The organism is Aquimarina muelleri DSM 19832, assembly GCF_000430665.1.
GTDB lineage: Bacteria > Bacteroidota > Bacteroidia > Flavobacteriales > Flavobacteriaceae > Aquimarina > Aquimarina muelleri.
On the sequence record NZ_KE387192.1, the window covers coordinates 1,828 to 20,602 of the forward strand.

Annotated in this window: 2 protein-coding genes; both read left to right on the forward strand. The window is 36.1% G+C overall.

The genetic code is table 11. The features are described 5' to 3' along the window. The first annotated feature begins 48 nt into the window (after window positions 1-48). Entirely contained in the window at window positions 49-15,351 is a 15,303-nt protein-coding gene (locus H527_RS24160; RefSeq protein ID WP_155837980.1) for an SDR family NAD(P)-dependent oxidoreductase, read from the forward strand. A gap of 10 nt (window positions 15,352-15,361) precedes the next feature. Then, window positions 15,362-18,775, forward strand: a 3,414-nt coding sequence (locus H527_RS0121020) for an SDR family NAD(P)-dependent oxidoreductase (RefSeq protein ID WP_027414463.1), incomplete at its 3' end; no start/stop codon positions are given.

An 18,775-nucleotide genomic window follows, 5' to 3' on the forward strand; every position in this document is an offset into this window, starting at 1 on the left:
GAACAACTAGCAGTATCTCTTTCAAAGAAATCCCAAACTGCACTACGTTTGCTAAAGCAGCATTTAGGGCGTCATATATTAAAATACACAAAAAAATTAAAGACAGTTGCTATAGTAAAAGAGCAAAGTAGTTCTACACCCAATAAGCCAAAGATTACTTGTTCTTCGAAATATCTACAGTTAGAAAATACAGCTCCCCATATACTAACGATCCAAATAGGTACAGGCAAAAAACCATATACACTTACAGATCTGATTTCTGGTTTGACCGATGTTTTTAGTCAGGTTGCAAAAAGCAAGTATTATAAAGCAATTGTACTTACCAGTGATGGATCAGAATTCATTTCGGTATCCGATAGAGACACTTCGGAAGAAGAGATCTTGAAGATTCAGGATTTGATTTATGGATCCCCAATTCCTGTGATAGCCGCTATTAGATCCAATGCAAAAGATATCTCGCTATGGATCGCCCAGTCTTGTGATGGATGCATCTACCAAACAGAGGGGAAGTATTCTGCGACCAAGCTTTTAGAAAGACCAGAACTAGCCAAACGAGCAGCTATGGTTTTTGCAGATCGCCTAAGTCCGTATGTTTGTAAGGAACTCCTTTTAAGAGGAAAAACATATACAGGAGCAGAGTTACAACAGCAACTAGGAGCTGTAACGGTAGTAGACAAGGCAGAGGTATTGGCAAAAGCCAAGGAGTTGGCACAGCAATGGACCAAGCTACCATTAGCCAGTGTAACATCCTGGAAGCAGGAACATGCTTTGCTGATCCGTGAAAAGATAGAACAGCTTCCGGTTTGGTCAGAAACCAAAGCACCAACAGAGGTATCCTTTCCTGAGGTACCTACAGCGATAGCACTTCATACCAAAGTAATACAAGCCACCCTTTATCCAGAGGGTATTTTAGAAGTGAAGATGGAAGACAGAGATGCGAAGAACATGTTTTCTGATGCCTTCATGGAAGGTGTCACAGAGATATTCGAGCATATAGCAGAATCTAAAGCTTATAAGGTAGTGATACTTACAGGATATGATAATTATTTCATATCGGGAGGTACAAAAGAAATGCTTCTAGATATTCAAGAGGGAAGAATTAAATTTACAGATACTAAAATTTACCATATAGCTATGGAATGTAAGATACCTGTCATAGCAGCGATGCAAGGACATGGTATCGGAGCGGGTTGGTCTATGGGTATGTTTTCCGATTTTATTTTGTTTAGCGAACAGAGCCATTATGTAAGTCCTTATATGACTTATGGATTTACCCCTGGAGCGGCAGCTACCCTTGCTTTTCCGGATAAAACGGGATATGATCTTGCCAGAGAGACTTTACTGACTGCGGTGGAATATTCAGGAAGAGAGTTACAAGAAAAAGGGCTTTTTTACCCTGTATTTCCTCGACAAGAATTGTTGTCTAAGGCATTTGATCTTGCCAAAGAAATAGCAAAGCACTCACGGGATAGCTTGATAGCAATCAAGGAGCAACTCACCAAACATCTTACCGATCAGCTAGAAGATACCTACCATTTGGAGCTGGAGATGCACGAAAAAACCTTTGTAGGCAAGACAGAAACCTTACAACAAATTGAAAGTAATTTCAATCAAGATAATGCTAATTCAACAATTGGAACGGATTCTACCAATAAATTAGACCTTTCTGAACCTCAAAATATATCCACTCATACTAATATATTGCGTGAAATTATTGATGGTCTTAAAATCTTACTAGCTCAGGAGTTACATATGGCGGAAGATGAAATAGATGAGGACAGTCAGTTTGTGGATTTAGGTCTGGATTCTATTATAGGGGTAACTTGGATACGAAAGATAAATGAAAAATATAAAATATCGATTAATGCTACTAAAGTTTATAGCTATCCAAATCTGACAGAATTTAGTAGTTATGTAAAGGAAGAAGCAGAAAAAAATGGAATATTACCTGTTAAAAGAGAACCAGAAAAGCAAGTAGTTCAAGTTAATAACCCAGTAGATTTAAAAAGCATTAATGCGCCATTATCAACATTTAGAAAGCTGATTCCTCAACGTAATTTGTTAGTATCAAAACCAGATACTCCTTTAGAATACCAATCGCACTCTATTGCTGTAGTAGGTATGGCTGGCCAGTTTCCAGAATCGAAAGATATAGAAGTATTTTGGGAAAATATAGCGGAAGGAAAGAATTGTATTAAAGAAATACCTTTAAAGCGCTGGGATATTGATAAATATTATCAAGAAGGCGATACAGTTTCTGGAAAAACCTATAGCAAATGGATGGGAGCATTGGAAGAATACGATTTATTTGACCCTTTGTTTTTCAATATTTCCCCTTCAGAAGCAGAAAGTATGGATCCGCAACAAAGGCTGTTTTTGCAGACTTGCTGGCATGCTATAGAAAACGCAGGTTACAATGCAAAATCATTAGCGAATAGTAAATGCGGTGTTTTTGTAGGTTGTGGTCAAGGAGACTATCACTTGTTATCAAAGGAATTACAAATAAGCGCTTATGGTTTCACAGGTGGTGATAATTCTATTTTGGCGGCAAGGATTTCTTATTTTTTAAATTTACAAGGCCCCTGTTTAACTATTGATACTGCTTGTTCTTCATCACTAGTAGCTATAGCTAATGCATGTGATTCCTTAACATTAGGAAAAAGTGACCTAGTACTTGCAGGAGGAGTTTATGTAGGGACAGGTTCAGATATGCACGTCAAGGCGTCACAAATGGGAATGTTATCTCCAGATGGTAAATGCTATACCTTCGATCAACGGGCAAATGGATTTGTGCCAGGTGAAGGTGTAGGAGTTGTTATGTTAAAAAGATTAGAAGACGCAGAAAAGGATCAGGACAATATACTAGGTGTTATTCAAGGATGGGGTGTCAATCAAGATGGTAAAACCAATGGTATTACCGCTCCAAATACAAAAGCACAATCCAAGTTACAACAAGAAATCTATGATAAATATAAGATCGATCCAGCCTCTATTCAGTTAGTCGAAGCGCATGGTACAGGTACAAAACTTGGGGATCCTATTGAGGTGGAAGCGTTAGTTGAATCTTTTAAAAAATACACCTCGGAAAAAGAATACTGTGCTTTGGGGTCTGTGAAGAGTAACATAGGTCATTCCTTAATGGCAGCAGGAGTATCTGGTATGATCAAGCTTTTGATGTCGTTGAAATATAAAAAACTACCTCCAACAATTAACTTTGGAGAACTGAATGAGCATATAAGTTTGGAAAATAGTCCGTTTTATGTGAATACAGAGCTCAAAGACTGGGAAGTTAAAAAAGGTCAGCGACGTCAAGCAGCAATCAGTTCATTTGGCTTTAGTGGTACTAATGCCCATATGGTTATAGCAGAGTACCCATCACCCTTAGAAACAAATATTGAAGTAAATAATAGTATTCGAAATATTGACTGTATTCTCCCACTATCTGCTAGAACCGAAGAGCAGTTGCAGCAAAAAGTCATTGACTTATTCAATCATATCCATAAAGAGAGAAAATCTCTTGATATTATGGAGGTGGCGTATACTTTGCAAACAGGTAGAGTGGAGATGGAGCAACGTTTGGGATTTGTAGCGAATTCAATAGATCAATTAGCAGAAAAATTAAAATCTTACATTGAAGATAAACGTAATATTGATGGTGTATTCGTAGGAAAAGCAAAACATAATGAAGATACTATTTCCTTGTTCGTCCATGATTCTGATTTGCAAGAGACAGTTGACAAATGGATACATCAGAAAAAATTATCTAACCTTGTCAATTTATGGGTTAAAGGGTATGATTTGGATTGGAATGAATTGTATGGAAATGTCAAACCTAGGCGTATTAATTTACCAGGGTATCCTTTTGCCAAAGATCGATATTGGGTTGATGTTACAGAAACTAGTCATTTAATATCATCAAATGTTTCAGACGCTTTATTACACCCTTTATTACATAAAAACACTTCTATCCTTCATGAGCAACGGTATAGCTCAAGATTTAGTGGACAAGAACCTTTTTTAAACCAAGATAAAGAAAGAGAACTAAAATTTTTACCTGAACTTACTAGTTTGGAAATGGCCTGCGCAGCTGTAAAAAATTCTTTGCCATTACAAACAGAGCAAGGGATTATTGAGTTGAATAATATAGTATGGGCAGAACCAATGGTAGCTACTAAACATACAGAATTTACTATTTCTTTATATGAAAAAAGTAATAGTCAAATTGATTATGAAATCTGCAGTCATTTAGAAAACGAAGAAATAATTCATAGTCAAGGAACGAGTCACATTAATAACTTATCAGCGCCTGATAATAAGGATATAGAGGAACTTAAAGGTCAGATGAGATTAGTAGAACTAGGGGTCGTTAATCCAGAAATTATAAATATATATCAGGGAGAAAATCAACTATTAGCTCAATTAGGGCTATTAAACAATACAGTACTTAACCAAAGTAGGTTTATGCTTTTTCCAGTAGTCATGGAGCATACTTTACAAGTTACTGATTTCTTTTTGGATAACCACCAGCAATTAATTCCATTAAGTTTAAGATCCATGCAAATAATATCTGTTTGTACACAGGATATGTTTGTATGGGTTCGTTATTCACAAAATCATCAGTTTAAAGATGAAACTTTCAGCTTAGATATAGACTTGTATGATGAACAGGGTAATGTTTGTATGCGAATGAGAGAATTAATTCTTGGCATTAGAGATGAAAAAAGCACCCAAGTATTTACTACGGGTAACGAAAATATAACCAGTTCAAAACAAGAGGAAATACAAACACTTTTTTTCAAGGAGGATTGGCAAACTCAACCATATGCTGATACTCAATTAAGATCAAATAATCAACAAACTATTATTTTTATTGATAAAGATTTTAATGAAAAATTAGAAACAGAAATAGAGAATCCATTATCCAAAGCTATTGTTGTTAAGCAGGCGGATATTTTTCAAAAAGTAACATCAAGGTCATATCAGTGTAATCCTAATAATCCAGATGATATTAGCAAAATACTGAATCAAGTTACTTCTGAAAGAAATAACCCCGTTCGTATCATTTACTTTTGGGCAAAAGATCAAGGTGAAAAAGGGATTCATATGTTGTTTGATTTGTTTAAAAAGATTAAATCATCGAAATCCTTAGTAACTCACGTCACACTTGTTGGGCATTATAACCCTTCAGAAGTTAATACTTGTTGGGATTATTCTTGGATCGGTTTTGAACGATCATTAAAACTACTTCTTCCAAATGTTCAATTATCATTACTTTATACTGATATAGCTTTTTGTACATCTAAACAATTGTTGGATGCATCCCAGCATAAAGGGGTATTGTGGTATAAGAATGAAGAAAGATATATACTATCGTTACAATCATGTAAAAACAATAAAATAACCAAAGAACCTGTACTTAAGGAAAACGGAAGTTACTTAATAACAGGAGGGTGTGGTAGTTTAGGATTACAATTCGCGCATTATTTAGTAGAAAACTATAATGCTAATCTTATATTGGTGGGTAGGCGCCAGATAAATTCTAATATTGAAAAGAAAATTAATGTTTTAAAAGAGGTAGGTACAGGAAAAGTAAACTACAAAGCTCTTGATGTTAGTGACAAAGAAGCGATACTTACTTTGAAATCAGAGTTATCTTGTAACCTCTCAGGAATTATTCATGCAGCAGGTGTAGAATCTTCAGAACCTTTTTATAATAGGTCAACAGAAGATATCAATACAGTTCTTCGTCCAAAGTCCATTGGTTCTATGTTGTTGGATGAGGTATTCGACCAACCTTCACTAGATTTTATATGTTACTTTTCATCCGTATCCGCTTTACTAGGTGATTTTGGTTCGTGTGATTATGCAGTAGCCAGTCGTTTTCAAATGGCGTATAGTCAATATCGTGAGCAAAAAGAATCACATAATGGAAAAACAATAGTGATCAACTGGCCATTATGGCAAGAAGGTAGTATGGGTAATGGTAATTCAGAAGAGACCTCATTTTATTTAAAAAGCAGTGGTCAAGAGTCATTACAAACATCACATGGCATAAACCTTTGGCATGACCTTTTGGGCTCTGATAGGACACAAACATTCGTAATTCTTGGCAAACCATCCCGCCTTGAGCAGATGTTGAATCGATTATACCAAACTAGATTGGCGATGAATGCTGAAATCACATCGGATAAGACAATAGGTATAGCTGATAAAGGGTGGAAACCTCAATATCAAGGTTTATCATTGAAGGAATGTATCACATCCGATATAAAACAACAGGTATCCATAGTAACAAAAATTAATCAAACCCAACTAAATACTTCCGAAAACCTAACAGATTACGGTTTTGATTCTATTAGCTTAAGCAAATTTGCAAGAATACTAACCGTTCATTTCGGGTTAGAAATAACACCAGCAATATTTTTTAGTGCTACTACGATTAGTAAGTTGAGTGATTATTTTCTGCAGGAGTATTCTACGCATATGGAGAGTTTTTATAATCCACCTAAAACTTTCGATAGAACGAATAAAGGAAAAACAAATACGGTTAAGTTAAAAAGTATAAAACTATCGGATCATCGTTTTGCCCCTCGAGTTAATACTAAACTCCCTACGACACTTAATAAGGAGCCTATTGCTATTGTAGGTATGTCTGGGCGTTTTCCAAAAACTCATACAGTAGATCAATTTTGGGCATTGCTTGCAGAAGGTAAAGATGCAGTTACCGAAATACCTTCTTCCAGATGGGACTGGCATACTCAATTTACCGTTGCTGGTGATCCCAATAATAAAATAACGACGAACAAAGGAGGCTTTATTCATGGTGTAGATGAATTTGATCCGTTGTTTTTTGAAATCTCACCAAGAGAAGCCGAAAATATGGATCCTGCCGAGCGTCTACTCCTTATGGAAACATATAAGGCAATAGAAGATGCAAGAATATCTCCCAATGATATCAGAGGTAAAAAAGTAGGTGTTTTTGTGGGAATGGAAGAAGGGCAATATGACGGAATTACAAAACAAAAAGGCATTACTACTAGTGGTAATGCTATGATAAGTTCACGACTTTCTTACTTCCTCGACTTGCATGGGCCAGCCATTGCAACAAATACAGCCTGTTCATCTGGATTGGTAGCTCTGCATCAGGCAGTTTCAAGTTTGCGCCAAGGAGAATGTGAAACAGCAATAGTAGCAGGTATTTCATTACTCCTTTCACCAGAGAATTATGTAATGATGAGTGAAGCAGGAATGCTATCCGAAGATGGTCATTGCCATTCCTTCTCAAAAAACGCAAATGGTATTGGAGTAGGAGAATCTGTTGTAGTATTAATGTTAAAACCATTATCTGCGGCAATTACAGAAAAAGATTCAATTTACGGTACCATCAAAGGTAGCGGTATTAACTTCGATGGTAAAACAAATGGAGTTACTGCACCTAATGGAGAAAGACAAGCGGAATTAATAGAAAAAATTTACACAGATTACCAAATTGATACCAACGACCTGTCTTATATTGTAACTCATGGTACAGGTACAAAACTTGGTGATCCTGTTGAAATAAACGCTTTGGTTAGGGCTTTTAAAAGGCTAAAGGATAACCAAAAATCAGATGCTAAACGCGAACATTGTGCTTTGACAAGTTGCAAGAGTAATGTAGGACATACATTGGCAGCCTCTGGATTAGTTAGTGTGGTTAATTTGTTGAAGGCGATGCAATACCGTCAAATTCCAGCAAGTCTAAACTGTGAAGAGGAAAACGATTATATTACATGGAAGGATAGTCCGTTTTTTATCAATAAAAAAACCCGCAATTGGAATAAAGAAGAAGGTAAACCATATATGGGAGCTGTAAGTTCCTTTGGGCGAAGTGGTACAAATGCTCATGTCGTTATAGAAGAGTATCAGGAACCCATAGATAAAGTAAAGTCTATTCCCGTAACCCCTCAGGATGACAAAGTAATTATTCTTATTTCTGCAAGAACTGAAGAACAATTACAACAAAAAGCTCATGATTTATTTAATCATATCATATCACCATCACAGAAGACTATTCAACTAAATGACTTGGCTTACAGCCTTCAGGTATGTAAAGAAGAGTTTGAAGAGCGTCTTGGGTTTTTGGTGGGCTCTATTGCTCAGTTAAGTGAAAAACTTCAAGCGTATCTTGATGGAGTAGAAGATATGGAAGACACCTATAAAGGCAAAGCAAAACGTAATCAACAAGATATCGCGATCCTCAATAATGATGATGACATGAAAGAGGCGATAGATAAATGGATCACTCGTAAAAAACTTTCCAAATTATTGGAGTTATGGGTTAAAGGTCTGGCTATCGATTGGAAGAAATTTTATAGCAATGGTAAGCCCAAACGTATCGCTTTGCCTGCTTATCCATTTGCAAAAGACCGCTATTGGATACATACAACGACAAAAGATCCGCTAACAGTATCAAAAAGTTTTTTAAATAAACTTCATCCATTAGTACATCAAAATACATCAGACCTCATTCAGCAAAGCTATAGTTCTACTTTTGGAGGAAACGAATTCTTTTTAGAAGACCATCAATATAGCAGACATAAAGTGTTGCCAGCAGCAATTTATTTAGAAATGGCAAGAGCAGCAGTTGAAATGGCGATGCCAATAACAGAAGGATCGGTAACTATGAAGATGTATGATTTAGAATGGGCAGAACCATGCGTTGTAAATCAGGATAAAAATATTAAGATAGTATTATCAGCACAAGAGGATAACCAAATAAGTTATGAAATTCTTAGTTATGAAAACGATGCAGAATCGTTTCATTTTCAAGGAAATGTGGTTTTTGATGTAGAGTCGAGCATTCCAAAATTAGATGTTCAGGAGCTGATGAAACAAATGAGGGAAGATTCGGTACAAGTATCTGATCTATATAAAGTGTTAAACAATAGAGGTATAAGTTATGGGCATTCACTTCAGGCATTAAAAGAAGTATACCAAGAAAATCAACAATTGCTGGTAAGGCTTAAAATACCATCTATAGGGCAAGACAATTATGTGTTGCATCCAAGTATAATAGATAGTGTATTGCAAGCAAGTATGGTTTTAATGGAAAATAAAGAACCTTTAGTGCCAATAGCTTTAGAATCTTTAACCGTTGTGACGACCTGTGTCGAAGAAATGTTTGCGTGGGTACGATTTTCACAAAGAACTCCTTTGGATAAAGAGGATATTAAACTCGATATTGATCTGTGTGATTTGCAGGGTAATATTGTAGTAATAATGAAAGGTTTGGAACTCGAATATTTTCGTAACGTTCCTGTTATAATTGAACCAAAAGAAATTACAACAGCAACACCTCAGTTATGGGATAAAGTAAGTTACCTGACGAAGTGGGAAGAACAACCGATACAGACAAAAAACACTATTGTATCTCATAAAACCGTATTAATTGTTTGTAGTAGTAGCACTTTAGGGTTTGAAGATGAAATTCTAAAATATTACAAGCAGAATAAGGATATAAAAACATTTCTTATCAGAATAGCAGATAAAACAGAACAGGTGTCTGATACAGAATGGTTATGTGGCTTAAATGATTCTGAAGGGTTTCAAAACTGTTTACAAGATATTAAGGATATAGATACATTATATTTTCTATCTATGGCAGAGCCAAATTTAGATTCTAACGTATTACAAGAGTTAGAGGTAAGCTATGAAAGAAATGAAATTCAATTTTTACGTCTGATTAAATCTCTTAAGCAAGGGAATAAGATAAAAGATAGTATCGAGTCTTATGTGTTAACGGTAGATACGTGTTCAATCAATACAAAACCTAATCATTTTATAGGAGCAGGTATTACTGGTTTGGCTTATTCTTTAGCCCAAGGTAATTATCAGTTCCGTGTAAGAAACTTAGATATATCTTCAGAAGACTTAAAAACACCAGAGGATCGTAAAAAATTATTAGAGAATATACTTCAAGAAGCACCAACAGATAGAGGAGAGGTGTTTAAAATTCAATCAGGAAAGCGGTATCGACAAATCCAGTATAAATTAAACTGGGATACAGATACGCATTCGACTATTCGTGAGGAGGGTACATATATTATTGTAGGAGGAAGCGGTACCGTAGGTAAGATCATGACACGTAATTTGATCAAAAAGTACAAAGCTAATGTAGTGTGGTTAGGAAGAAGTACAGAAACTTCAGAGAAAGTACAGACAGCTTTGCAACTGTTTGAAGAATTTAGTGAAAAACTACTCTACATACAGGCAGATGCAACAAATTTAGATTCTATGCAACAAGCAGTAGCATCTATTAAACAAAAATATTCCAATATAAATGGAGCTATTTTTGCAGGAATGGTCTTTAACTTCGAAAATTCAGTAGACCAAACTACAGAAAGAGAATTCAGATCAATTTTTGATTTAAAAGCTAAGGGAAGTTGGGTATTCTACCATGCTCTAAAAGCAGAATCCCTTGATTTTATGTGTTACTTCTCTTCGGGGCAAGCGTATTCTTTTTCCGGAGCGTCGAAACTCTCAGCGTATGCTAGTGGTATTACATATTCAGATAGTTTTGTTCGTTCCATTCAAAAACACGCTGATTTTCCAGTAGGGATTATCAATTGGGGATTTTGGAAATCTACCATAGAAACCATTACAGAAAGAGATAACGAAGTTGCGGTAGGAAATTTTGACGCTCTGGAAGATAATGAAGGATTCAAATGTTTTGAGCAGTTTGTTCATGAACTCCAGAAAGGAAGGGTTCATCAAGTTTTATGTATGAAAGCATCAAAACATATTAAAACACTCATGAATTGCAATAATGAAGAACAGATTTCTCTTACTGGTATGCCAATGTCGTCTTCAATATCCTTATCAGAAAGTATAATTGAAATTCCGCATAAAAAGATTAAAGAACTAAGACGCAGGGAAGAAACGAGTGAGCTAGAAGACTGGATCACGCAATTATTGTTCTGTCAGATAGATCGATTAGTAAAGTTAGGTAGTAGTGAACAAAAAAACCTAAAAGTATCGGATCTTCATAAACAATGTAGAATTTTAGATAAATATATCCCTTGGTGGGATGTTTGTCTCAATAAGCTTCGCCAAAATAATTATATTCAATGGGAAGCAGGCACTATCATCGACTGGAAAAAGGTAGATAACAAAACGATTTGGGAAAAATGGCAAGTAGAAAAACAAAAATATTTACAAGATCCGGATCGTAAAGCTTGGGTGGCACTTGTAAATGATTGTTTAGAAAAGTTACCAGAAATTTTGCAAGGCAATATTCTTGCTACAGATGTTATATTCCCGGATTCTTCTATGGAAAAAGTGGAAGGAGTATACAAAAACAATCTGATGTCAGATACGTTTAATGAGGTTGTTGCGAATGCTGTTGTTGCTTACGTTCAGCAAAGAGTACAAGCAGACCCAAAAGCACGTTTAAGGATTCTGGAGATTGGGGCAGGCACAGGAGGTACATCTTCGATTGTTTTTGCAAGTTTGCAACCCTTTAAGGAGTCTATCGATACATATTGCTATACAGATCTTTCAAAAGCATTCCTATTTCATGCAGAAAAAAATTATGCTCCTAATAATCCTTATATACAATATCAACTACTAGATATTGAAAAACCTATAGAAGATCAGGGTATTGAAGTTGGAACCTATGATCTTGTGATTGCAGCCAATGTATTACATGCTACAAAAGATATAAGATATACCATTCAGAATGCAAAAACTATCCTGCATCAAAATGGATATTTATTGATTAATGAGTTAAGTACTCCGGCACTCTTTAATCACTTAACATTTGGGTTGTTAGATGGATGGTGGCTTTTTAAAGATGCAGATCTTCGAATGCCAGGGAGTCCAGGGTTATATCCTGTTGGTTGGCAACAAATTCTTGAAGAAGAAGGATTTCCTTCAGTATTGTTTCCTGCAAAAGAAGCACATATTCTTGGACAACAGATAATATTTGCACAAAGTGATGGAGTAGTAAGACAAAAAATATCAGTAGAAAAAGAAGAGAAAATAACTCTGCCAGTTTCAACAATTGTGAAAAATAAAACTGTTCAGTTACAAAAACAGAACAATGTTGAATTACAGAAATCAAACATTGTATCAAAATCTTCACAAAAAATACAAGAATATATTCGTGTTCAAATATTGAATAGCTTGTCAGAATCTTTAAAAATATCTTCAGAAAGTATTGATCCAGATATTGCGTTTTCAGATTATGGTATTGATTCAATTCTGGGAGTAAGTTTTATAAAACAGATCAATGAGTCGCTTTCTATTTCGCTCAATACAGCAGTTATTTTTGAACATTCATCTGTACATCGTTTAAGCAAATATGTAATGAGTTCTTATAAATCACAAATAGAACTCAATATGGTACCGCATCTGGATAATACGATTATTACAAATGAAGATCCAGTACCAAATGTACATGAACAAAATACAAATGGTAAAGTAAGTAGGTTACCTCAAAATAGATTTACTTTTAGAAACGAATCCTCATCAAGAAGGTTTTCTGGAAAAAAAGAAGTCGACAGATCAGAGATTGCAGTAGTTGGAATATCTGGAATGTTCCCGAAAGCGGATAATATTGAAAAATTTTGGCAGAATTTAGAGCAAGGAGTTGATGGAGTTGAAGAACTTCCTAATCGTTACTTAGACAAGAAAAACTACTTCAGTTCTCAAAAACAACCAGGTAAAACCCGTTGTAAATGGGGTGGAATAGTAGAAGATAGAGATTGTTTTGATCCTTTATTTTTCAACATTTCTCCAAAAGAAGCAGAGTCCATGAATCCCCATCAACGATTGATTTTACAGGAAAGCTGGAACGCTATTGAAAATGCGGGATATAATCCTAGAGATTTTTCTGGATCTCAGACAGGTATATATATAGGGGCAGAGCCCACAGGTTATTCAGGAGAAACTTTTACAGGCTACTCAGATGCGATTATAGCTTCTCGATTATCCTATATTTTAAATTTGAATGGGCCTTCTTTTGTTGTTAATACAGGTTGTTCTTCTTCAGCAGTAGCTCTTCATTTGGCTTGTGAAAGTCTAAGAAATAAAGAAACAGACATGGCTTTGGCAGGAGGAATTAATGCCTGTCTAGAACAAGATATGTTAGTCCGTTTAGATGAAATAGGAATGGTATCTCCCAGTGGTCGTTGTTTCACTTTTGATCAAAATGCAGATGGTACTATTATGTCAGAAGGAGTTGGCGTAGTTGTATTGAAACGTTTGGAGGATGCTATGGAATCGGGAGATAAAATTTACGGACTTATTTCTGGATCGGGTATTAATCAAGATGGAGCAAGTAATGGGATTACAGCACCTAACGGAGCTGCTCAGGAAAAGCTTATTGTGGATACGTATAATAAATTTAAAATAGATCCAGAGAAAATCAGCTATGTTGAAGCACATGGTACAGGAACGAAATTAGGAGATCCTGTAGAAACAAATGCTTTAGTCAGAGCTTTTGAGACTTTTACTAAAAATAAAGAATTTTGTGCCGTTGGTAGTGCTAAATCATACATCGGTCATACTGCAGCTGCAGCAGGCGTTATAGGATTGATAAAAGTCTTATTATCCCTTCAACATAACAAGATACCTAAGTTACTAAATTTCAAAACCATTAACCCTTTGATAGAATTTAAGGACTCTCCTTTTTACATCAATACAGATGTACAGGATTGGAAACCATCAAAAGATACACCTCGTATGGCAGCGATTAACTCTTTTGGACATAGTGGAACCAATGCACATTTGGTGGTTAAAGAATATATACAACCTAAGAATACTCTGGTTTCTAAAAGAATACATCCAGTAATAATACCGCTTTCGGCAAAAACATCAGAGCAGTTGCTACAAAAAGTTATGGGTCTTTTAGAATTTATTAATGTACAGAAAGACAGATCGGTGTCATTAGAAGAAACCCTTGATTTGGTAGAAATGGGGTATACTTTACAGGTAGGCAGAGAAGCGATGGAAGAACGTTTAGGCTTTATTGTAAACTCAGTAGAAGATCTCGAAAAAAAGCTTCACAAGTATAGTAATGGAGAGCGTAATATCGAAAACATATGGATAGGACAGGGCAAGCCAAATAAAGATATTCAAACTTTATTTAGTGGAGATGTTGATTTACAGGAAATTATTGATAAATGGATAGTCGAAAACAAATTAAATAGTCTTATAGATCTATGGGTAAAAGGAGTTGATCTGGATTGGGATAAATTATATGTAGAAGTTAAGCCTAATCGAATTCATTTACCATCATATCCGTTTGCAAAAGAACGTTACTGGTTCCATAAATCTAAAAATAAAGGACTTGCAAAGAAAGAAAATGTTGTTTCTACAGGGCTTCATCCGTTATTACATCAAAACACTTCAGACTTAAACCAACAAAGCTATACTACTAATTTTAATGGAGAAGAATTCTTTTTGAAGGATCATCAAGTAGATAAACATAAAATTTTACCTGCAGTAGCCTATTTGGAAATGGCTCAGGTTGCTGTAAATAAAGCACTGCCTGTTCAGGAAGAACCATTCATTTTAGAACTGAAAAATGTAGTATGGTTACAGCCTGTTGTTGTTTCAGAATACAAACAAGTTTCTATAGTCTTATTTGAAAATGACGAAGATGGTAATACTATCGAAAAAATTGATTTTGAGATCTACAGTACAAACAGTCAGAATGAGGAAGTGATACATTGTCAAGGGCAGGCAATCCTCAAAAGGAAAGAAGAAACCCTTATACTTGATATAGATCAGCTTAGAGAAGAAATGCAGTATAATAGTATAGAATCTCATACAGTTTATAATTCTTTTAAACAGATGGGACTTGATTATGGTCCAGCTCATCAAGGCGTAACTGCGATATATATGGGAGAAGATCAACTCCTTTCACATCTTAGTTTACCTCTAGTTATCGAGGCTAGCCAGAATGATTTTACTCTGCATCCTAGTTTGATAGATTGTGCGCTTCAGTCCTGTATTAGTTTAATGGTTGATTTAGATAATTTGCCATCTCAACCATTACTTCCTTTTGCTTTGGAATCTGTACGTATACTCTCCGCTTGTACCAAAGAAATGTTTGTTTGGGCACGCTATGCTAACGGAAGCAAACCTGGAGATAAGCTTATTAAACTCGACCTTGATCTATGCGATCAGGAAGGGAATATTTGCGTCCAGATGCACGGATTTTCATCTCGGACTTTGGAAGGAGAAATTGGGATTATATCTCAAAACAATTTGAATGATCGCCCCTATGATGATGATTTTTACAACAATATAATTGAGAAAATTTTAAATAATGAAATCTCAGTGGAGGAAGCTGCGAAGTTAAATTGACCTTGAATACATGAAATTACAATTAAAAAAAATATATCAAGATGTTTCCAGCGGCAAGCTCACACAAAAAGAAGCTCTGGAAAAGATTAAGGTTATCAAACAACAGGAACAAGATACTACTACTACAGAGGCATTGCTTTGTAATCAAGTATGGGAAACTACTTCCTTAGAGATAGCCACTGAGAATTCACTAGAGTATGTTCAACGACATATTATTCTTTGTGAAATGCCTCAAATTAAAGAAGAAGAAGTTAAGATATCTTTTCCCGATAGTGAGGTTTTAGTTTTACAAGCAGATCCGCAACAAAATATCGCAAATAGATACAGTAGTTATGCTCTTATTTGTTTCGATTACCTGCGTACTCTGCTTACCAATAAGGTTCAGGGTAAAATATTAGTACAAATAGTAACAGGTAACAGTACAGAACAGGCTGTTTTTACGGGTCTTTCAGGTTTATTAAAAACAGCTGGTTTGGAGAATCCAAAGCTAGTAGGTCAGGTTATTATTACCCATCCAGAGGTAGAAGCAAATACACTTTTCTTACAATTAGAAGAAAGCCAAACCATGTTTTTGGATTCTGTTATCAAATATGAGCAGGATATTCGGTATGTTTTAAGAAATAAAGAGATACCAGCAACTCATAGCGATCCAAAGATTGCATTCAAAGATCAAGGAGTATACCTTATCACAGGAGGTATGGGAGGTTTAGGACTTTTATTCGCAAAAGAGATCCTTAAACAAACAACGCATTCTCGGATTATTTTAACAGGTCGTTCTATATTAACTCCTGAAAAGAAAGCAGTTCTGGATGCATTGCCAGTACGAAATAGTAGTGTGGAATATCATTCATTAGATCTAAACAATCTGGATCAGGTAAGTACTTTGATTTCTTCTATAAGTGATGGAGGTAAGCAAATTACTGGTATCCTTCATTGTGCGGGGATGACCTCGGATAATTTTATTATTAAAAAAACCAGTGATGAATTTGAGAAAGTACTAACTCCAAAAGTTTCCGGGACATTTAATCTGGATATAGCGAGTAAGGATTTGGATTTGGATTTTATGGTATTATTTTCTTCCGTTGCTTCGCTATTTGGTAATGTAGGTCAGTCAGATTATGCCGTAGCCAATGGATTTATGGATTGGTTTTCTGTATATCGCAATGGATTAGTTTCCTCAGGAGATCGACAAGGGCATACCGTATCTATCAACTGGCCATTATGGCAAGAAGGAGGTATGCAAATAGATCAAAAAAATCAAGAGGCATTGCGTAAAACTTTTGGAATGCACCCCATGCCTACAACTACTGGAATGTATGCATTTTATCGTAGTCTAGAGTTGAGACAAAGTCAGGTTTTAATTATGGAAGGGGATGTAGTCCAAATGCGTCAATCACTTCTCGAAGATCAAAAAATACAGAAACAAAGAATACCAACACCATTCAATGAGGAGCAGAAAATTGCTTTAAATGGGAGTTCCGAAAGCTATGAAGAGAAAATTGAGGAATATTTATGTAAGCAGTTTGCAACAGTATTAAGACTCACTTCTCATAAAATAGATCCTCAGGAACCGCTAGAGAAATATGGAATTGATTCTATAATGGCGATGAGTCTTACAGATCAACTGGAAAAAACCTTTGGTTCCCTACCTAAGACTCTATTTTTCGAATATCAAACTATTCGTGAACTTTCAGAATACTTTATTAAGTCTCATGCTTCGCAGCTATCCAAACTTTTTACGAATAAAGAGAATAGTCAACAAAAAATAATTGAAGAGCGATCAGAACCTCCAATAAGAAATATCAATAAAAAAGGTCTAATTCGTAAGCGAAAAGTTGTTACTTCAAAAAATACAATTAATTCAACCGAGACAGATCCGATCGCTATAGTAGGCTTAAGTGGTCGCTATCCAGACTCTGTTAATATCGAAGCCTACTGGGATAACCTTCGTGCAGGTAAAGATTGTATTACAGAAGTACCCAAAGAACGTTGGGACTGGCGAGAATACTATAGTGAGGATCGTACTAAGAGTGGTCATCATTACAGTAAATGGGGTGGTTTTATAGAAGGGGTGGATGAGTTTGATCCAAGGTTTTTCAATATTTCTCCACGGGAAGCAAAATCGATAGATCCCCAGGAGCGTTTGTTTTTGCAGCATAGTTGGATGGCAGTAGAAGATGCGGGATATACCCGAGCAAGTCTTCAAATACCACATGGGGATATGGCTGGTCAAGTAGGTGTATATGCGGGGGTGATGTATGGTGAATATAATCTATCTGGCAGCCTTGCCAGCATAGCGAATCGTGTATCTTACTTTTTAAATTTGCATGGTCCTAGTATGACATTAGATACGATGTGTTCTTCTTCTTTAACGGCAATACATCTTGCTTGTCAGGATTTAAAGGAAGGCCGTACTGATTTGGGTATTGCCGGAGGGGTAAATGTTAGCGTCCATCCCAATAAATATTTAATGCTTAGTTCCGGTCAGTTTATCTCTAGTGCTGGTCATTGTCAAAGTTTTGGAGAAGGCGGCGATGGCTATATTCCAGGGGAAGGCGTTGGCGTTGTTGTATTAAAAAGGTTATCAGAAGCCAAAAGAGACGGGAACCATATTTATGGAGTCATAAAAGGAAGTTCCTTGAACCATGGCGGTAAGACCAACGGGTATAGTGTTCCTAATCCAAAAGCTCAGGCGAGTGCTATCACGCATGCCTTACAGGAATCTGGTACCGATCCTCGCCATATTAGTTATATAGAGGCCCACGGTACTGGCACAAAACTGGGAGATCCCATTGAGATAGCAGCCCTTTCCAAAGCTTTTCATAAAGAAGGTCAGGATACTGGGTATTGCCTATTGGGTTCTGCCAAGTCCAATATTGGTCACTGCGAATCCGCTGCAGGTATTGCAGGAGTTACCAAAATATTGTTGCAGATGCAACACCGTCAGATCGTTCCTTCGTTACACTCTACCCGACTAAACCCTCACATTGATTTTGAGAAAACCCCTTTTATAGTTAACCAGAGCTTAACAGATTGGGACCGACCAGTAGTTGCTGGGAAGACTCTATCGCGAACAGCAGGAATCTCCTCTTTTGGAGCAGGAGGCTCTAATGCCCATATCATTATAGAGGAATATGTAGAAACAGATCAAGTTCCTTCTAATACGGAATCTGGAGATAGTGTTGCGATCCTTTTATCTGCCAGAACGGGAGAACAATTGGAGCAAAAAGCTCAAGATTTGTTAGGTTTTCTCAAGAGATCAAAGGAAGAAGAGCATTCTTTGGATCTTTTGGCAATGGGATATACCCTACAAGTAGGCAGGGAAGCAATGGATGTACGTTTGGGTCTTTTGACAGATTCTGTAGTTGATTTATCAGAAAAGCTGGAGGCGTATCTGGGAGGCGAAAAAAATAACAAAGCCTTT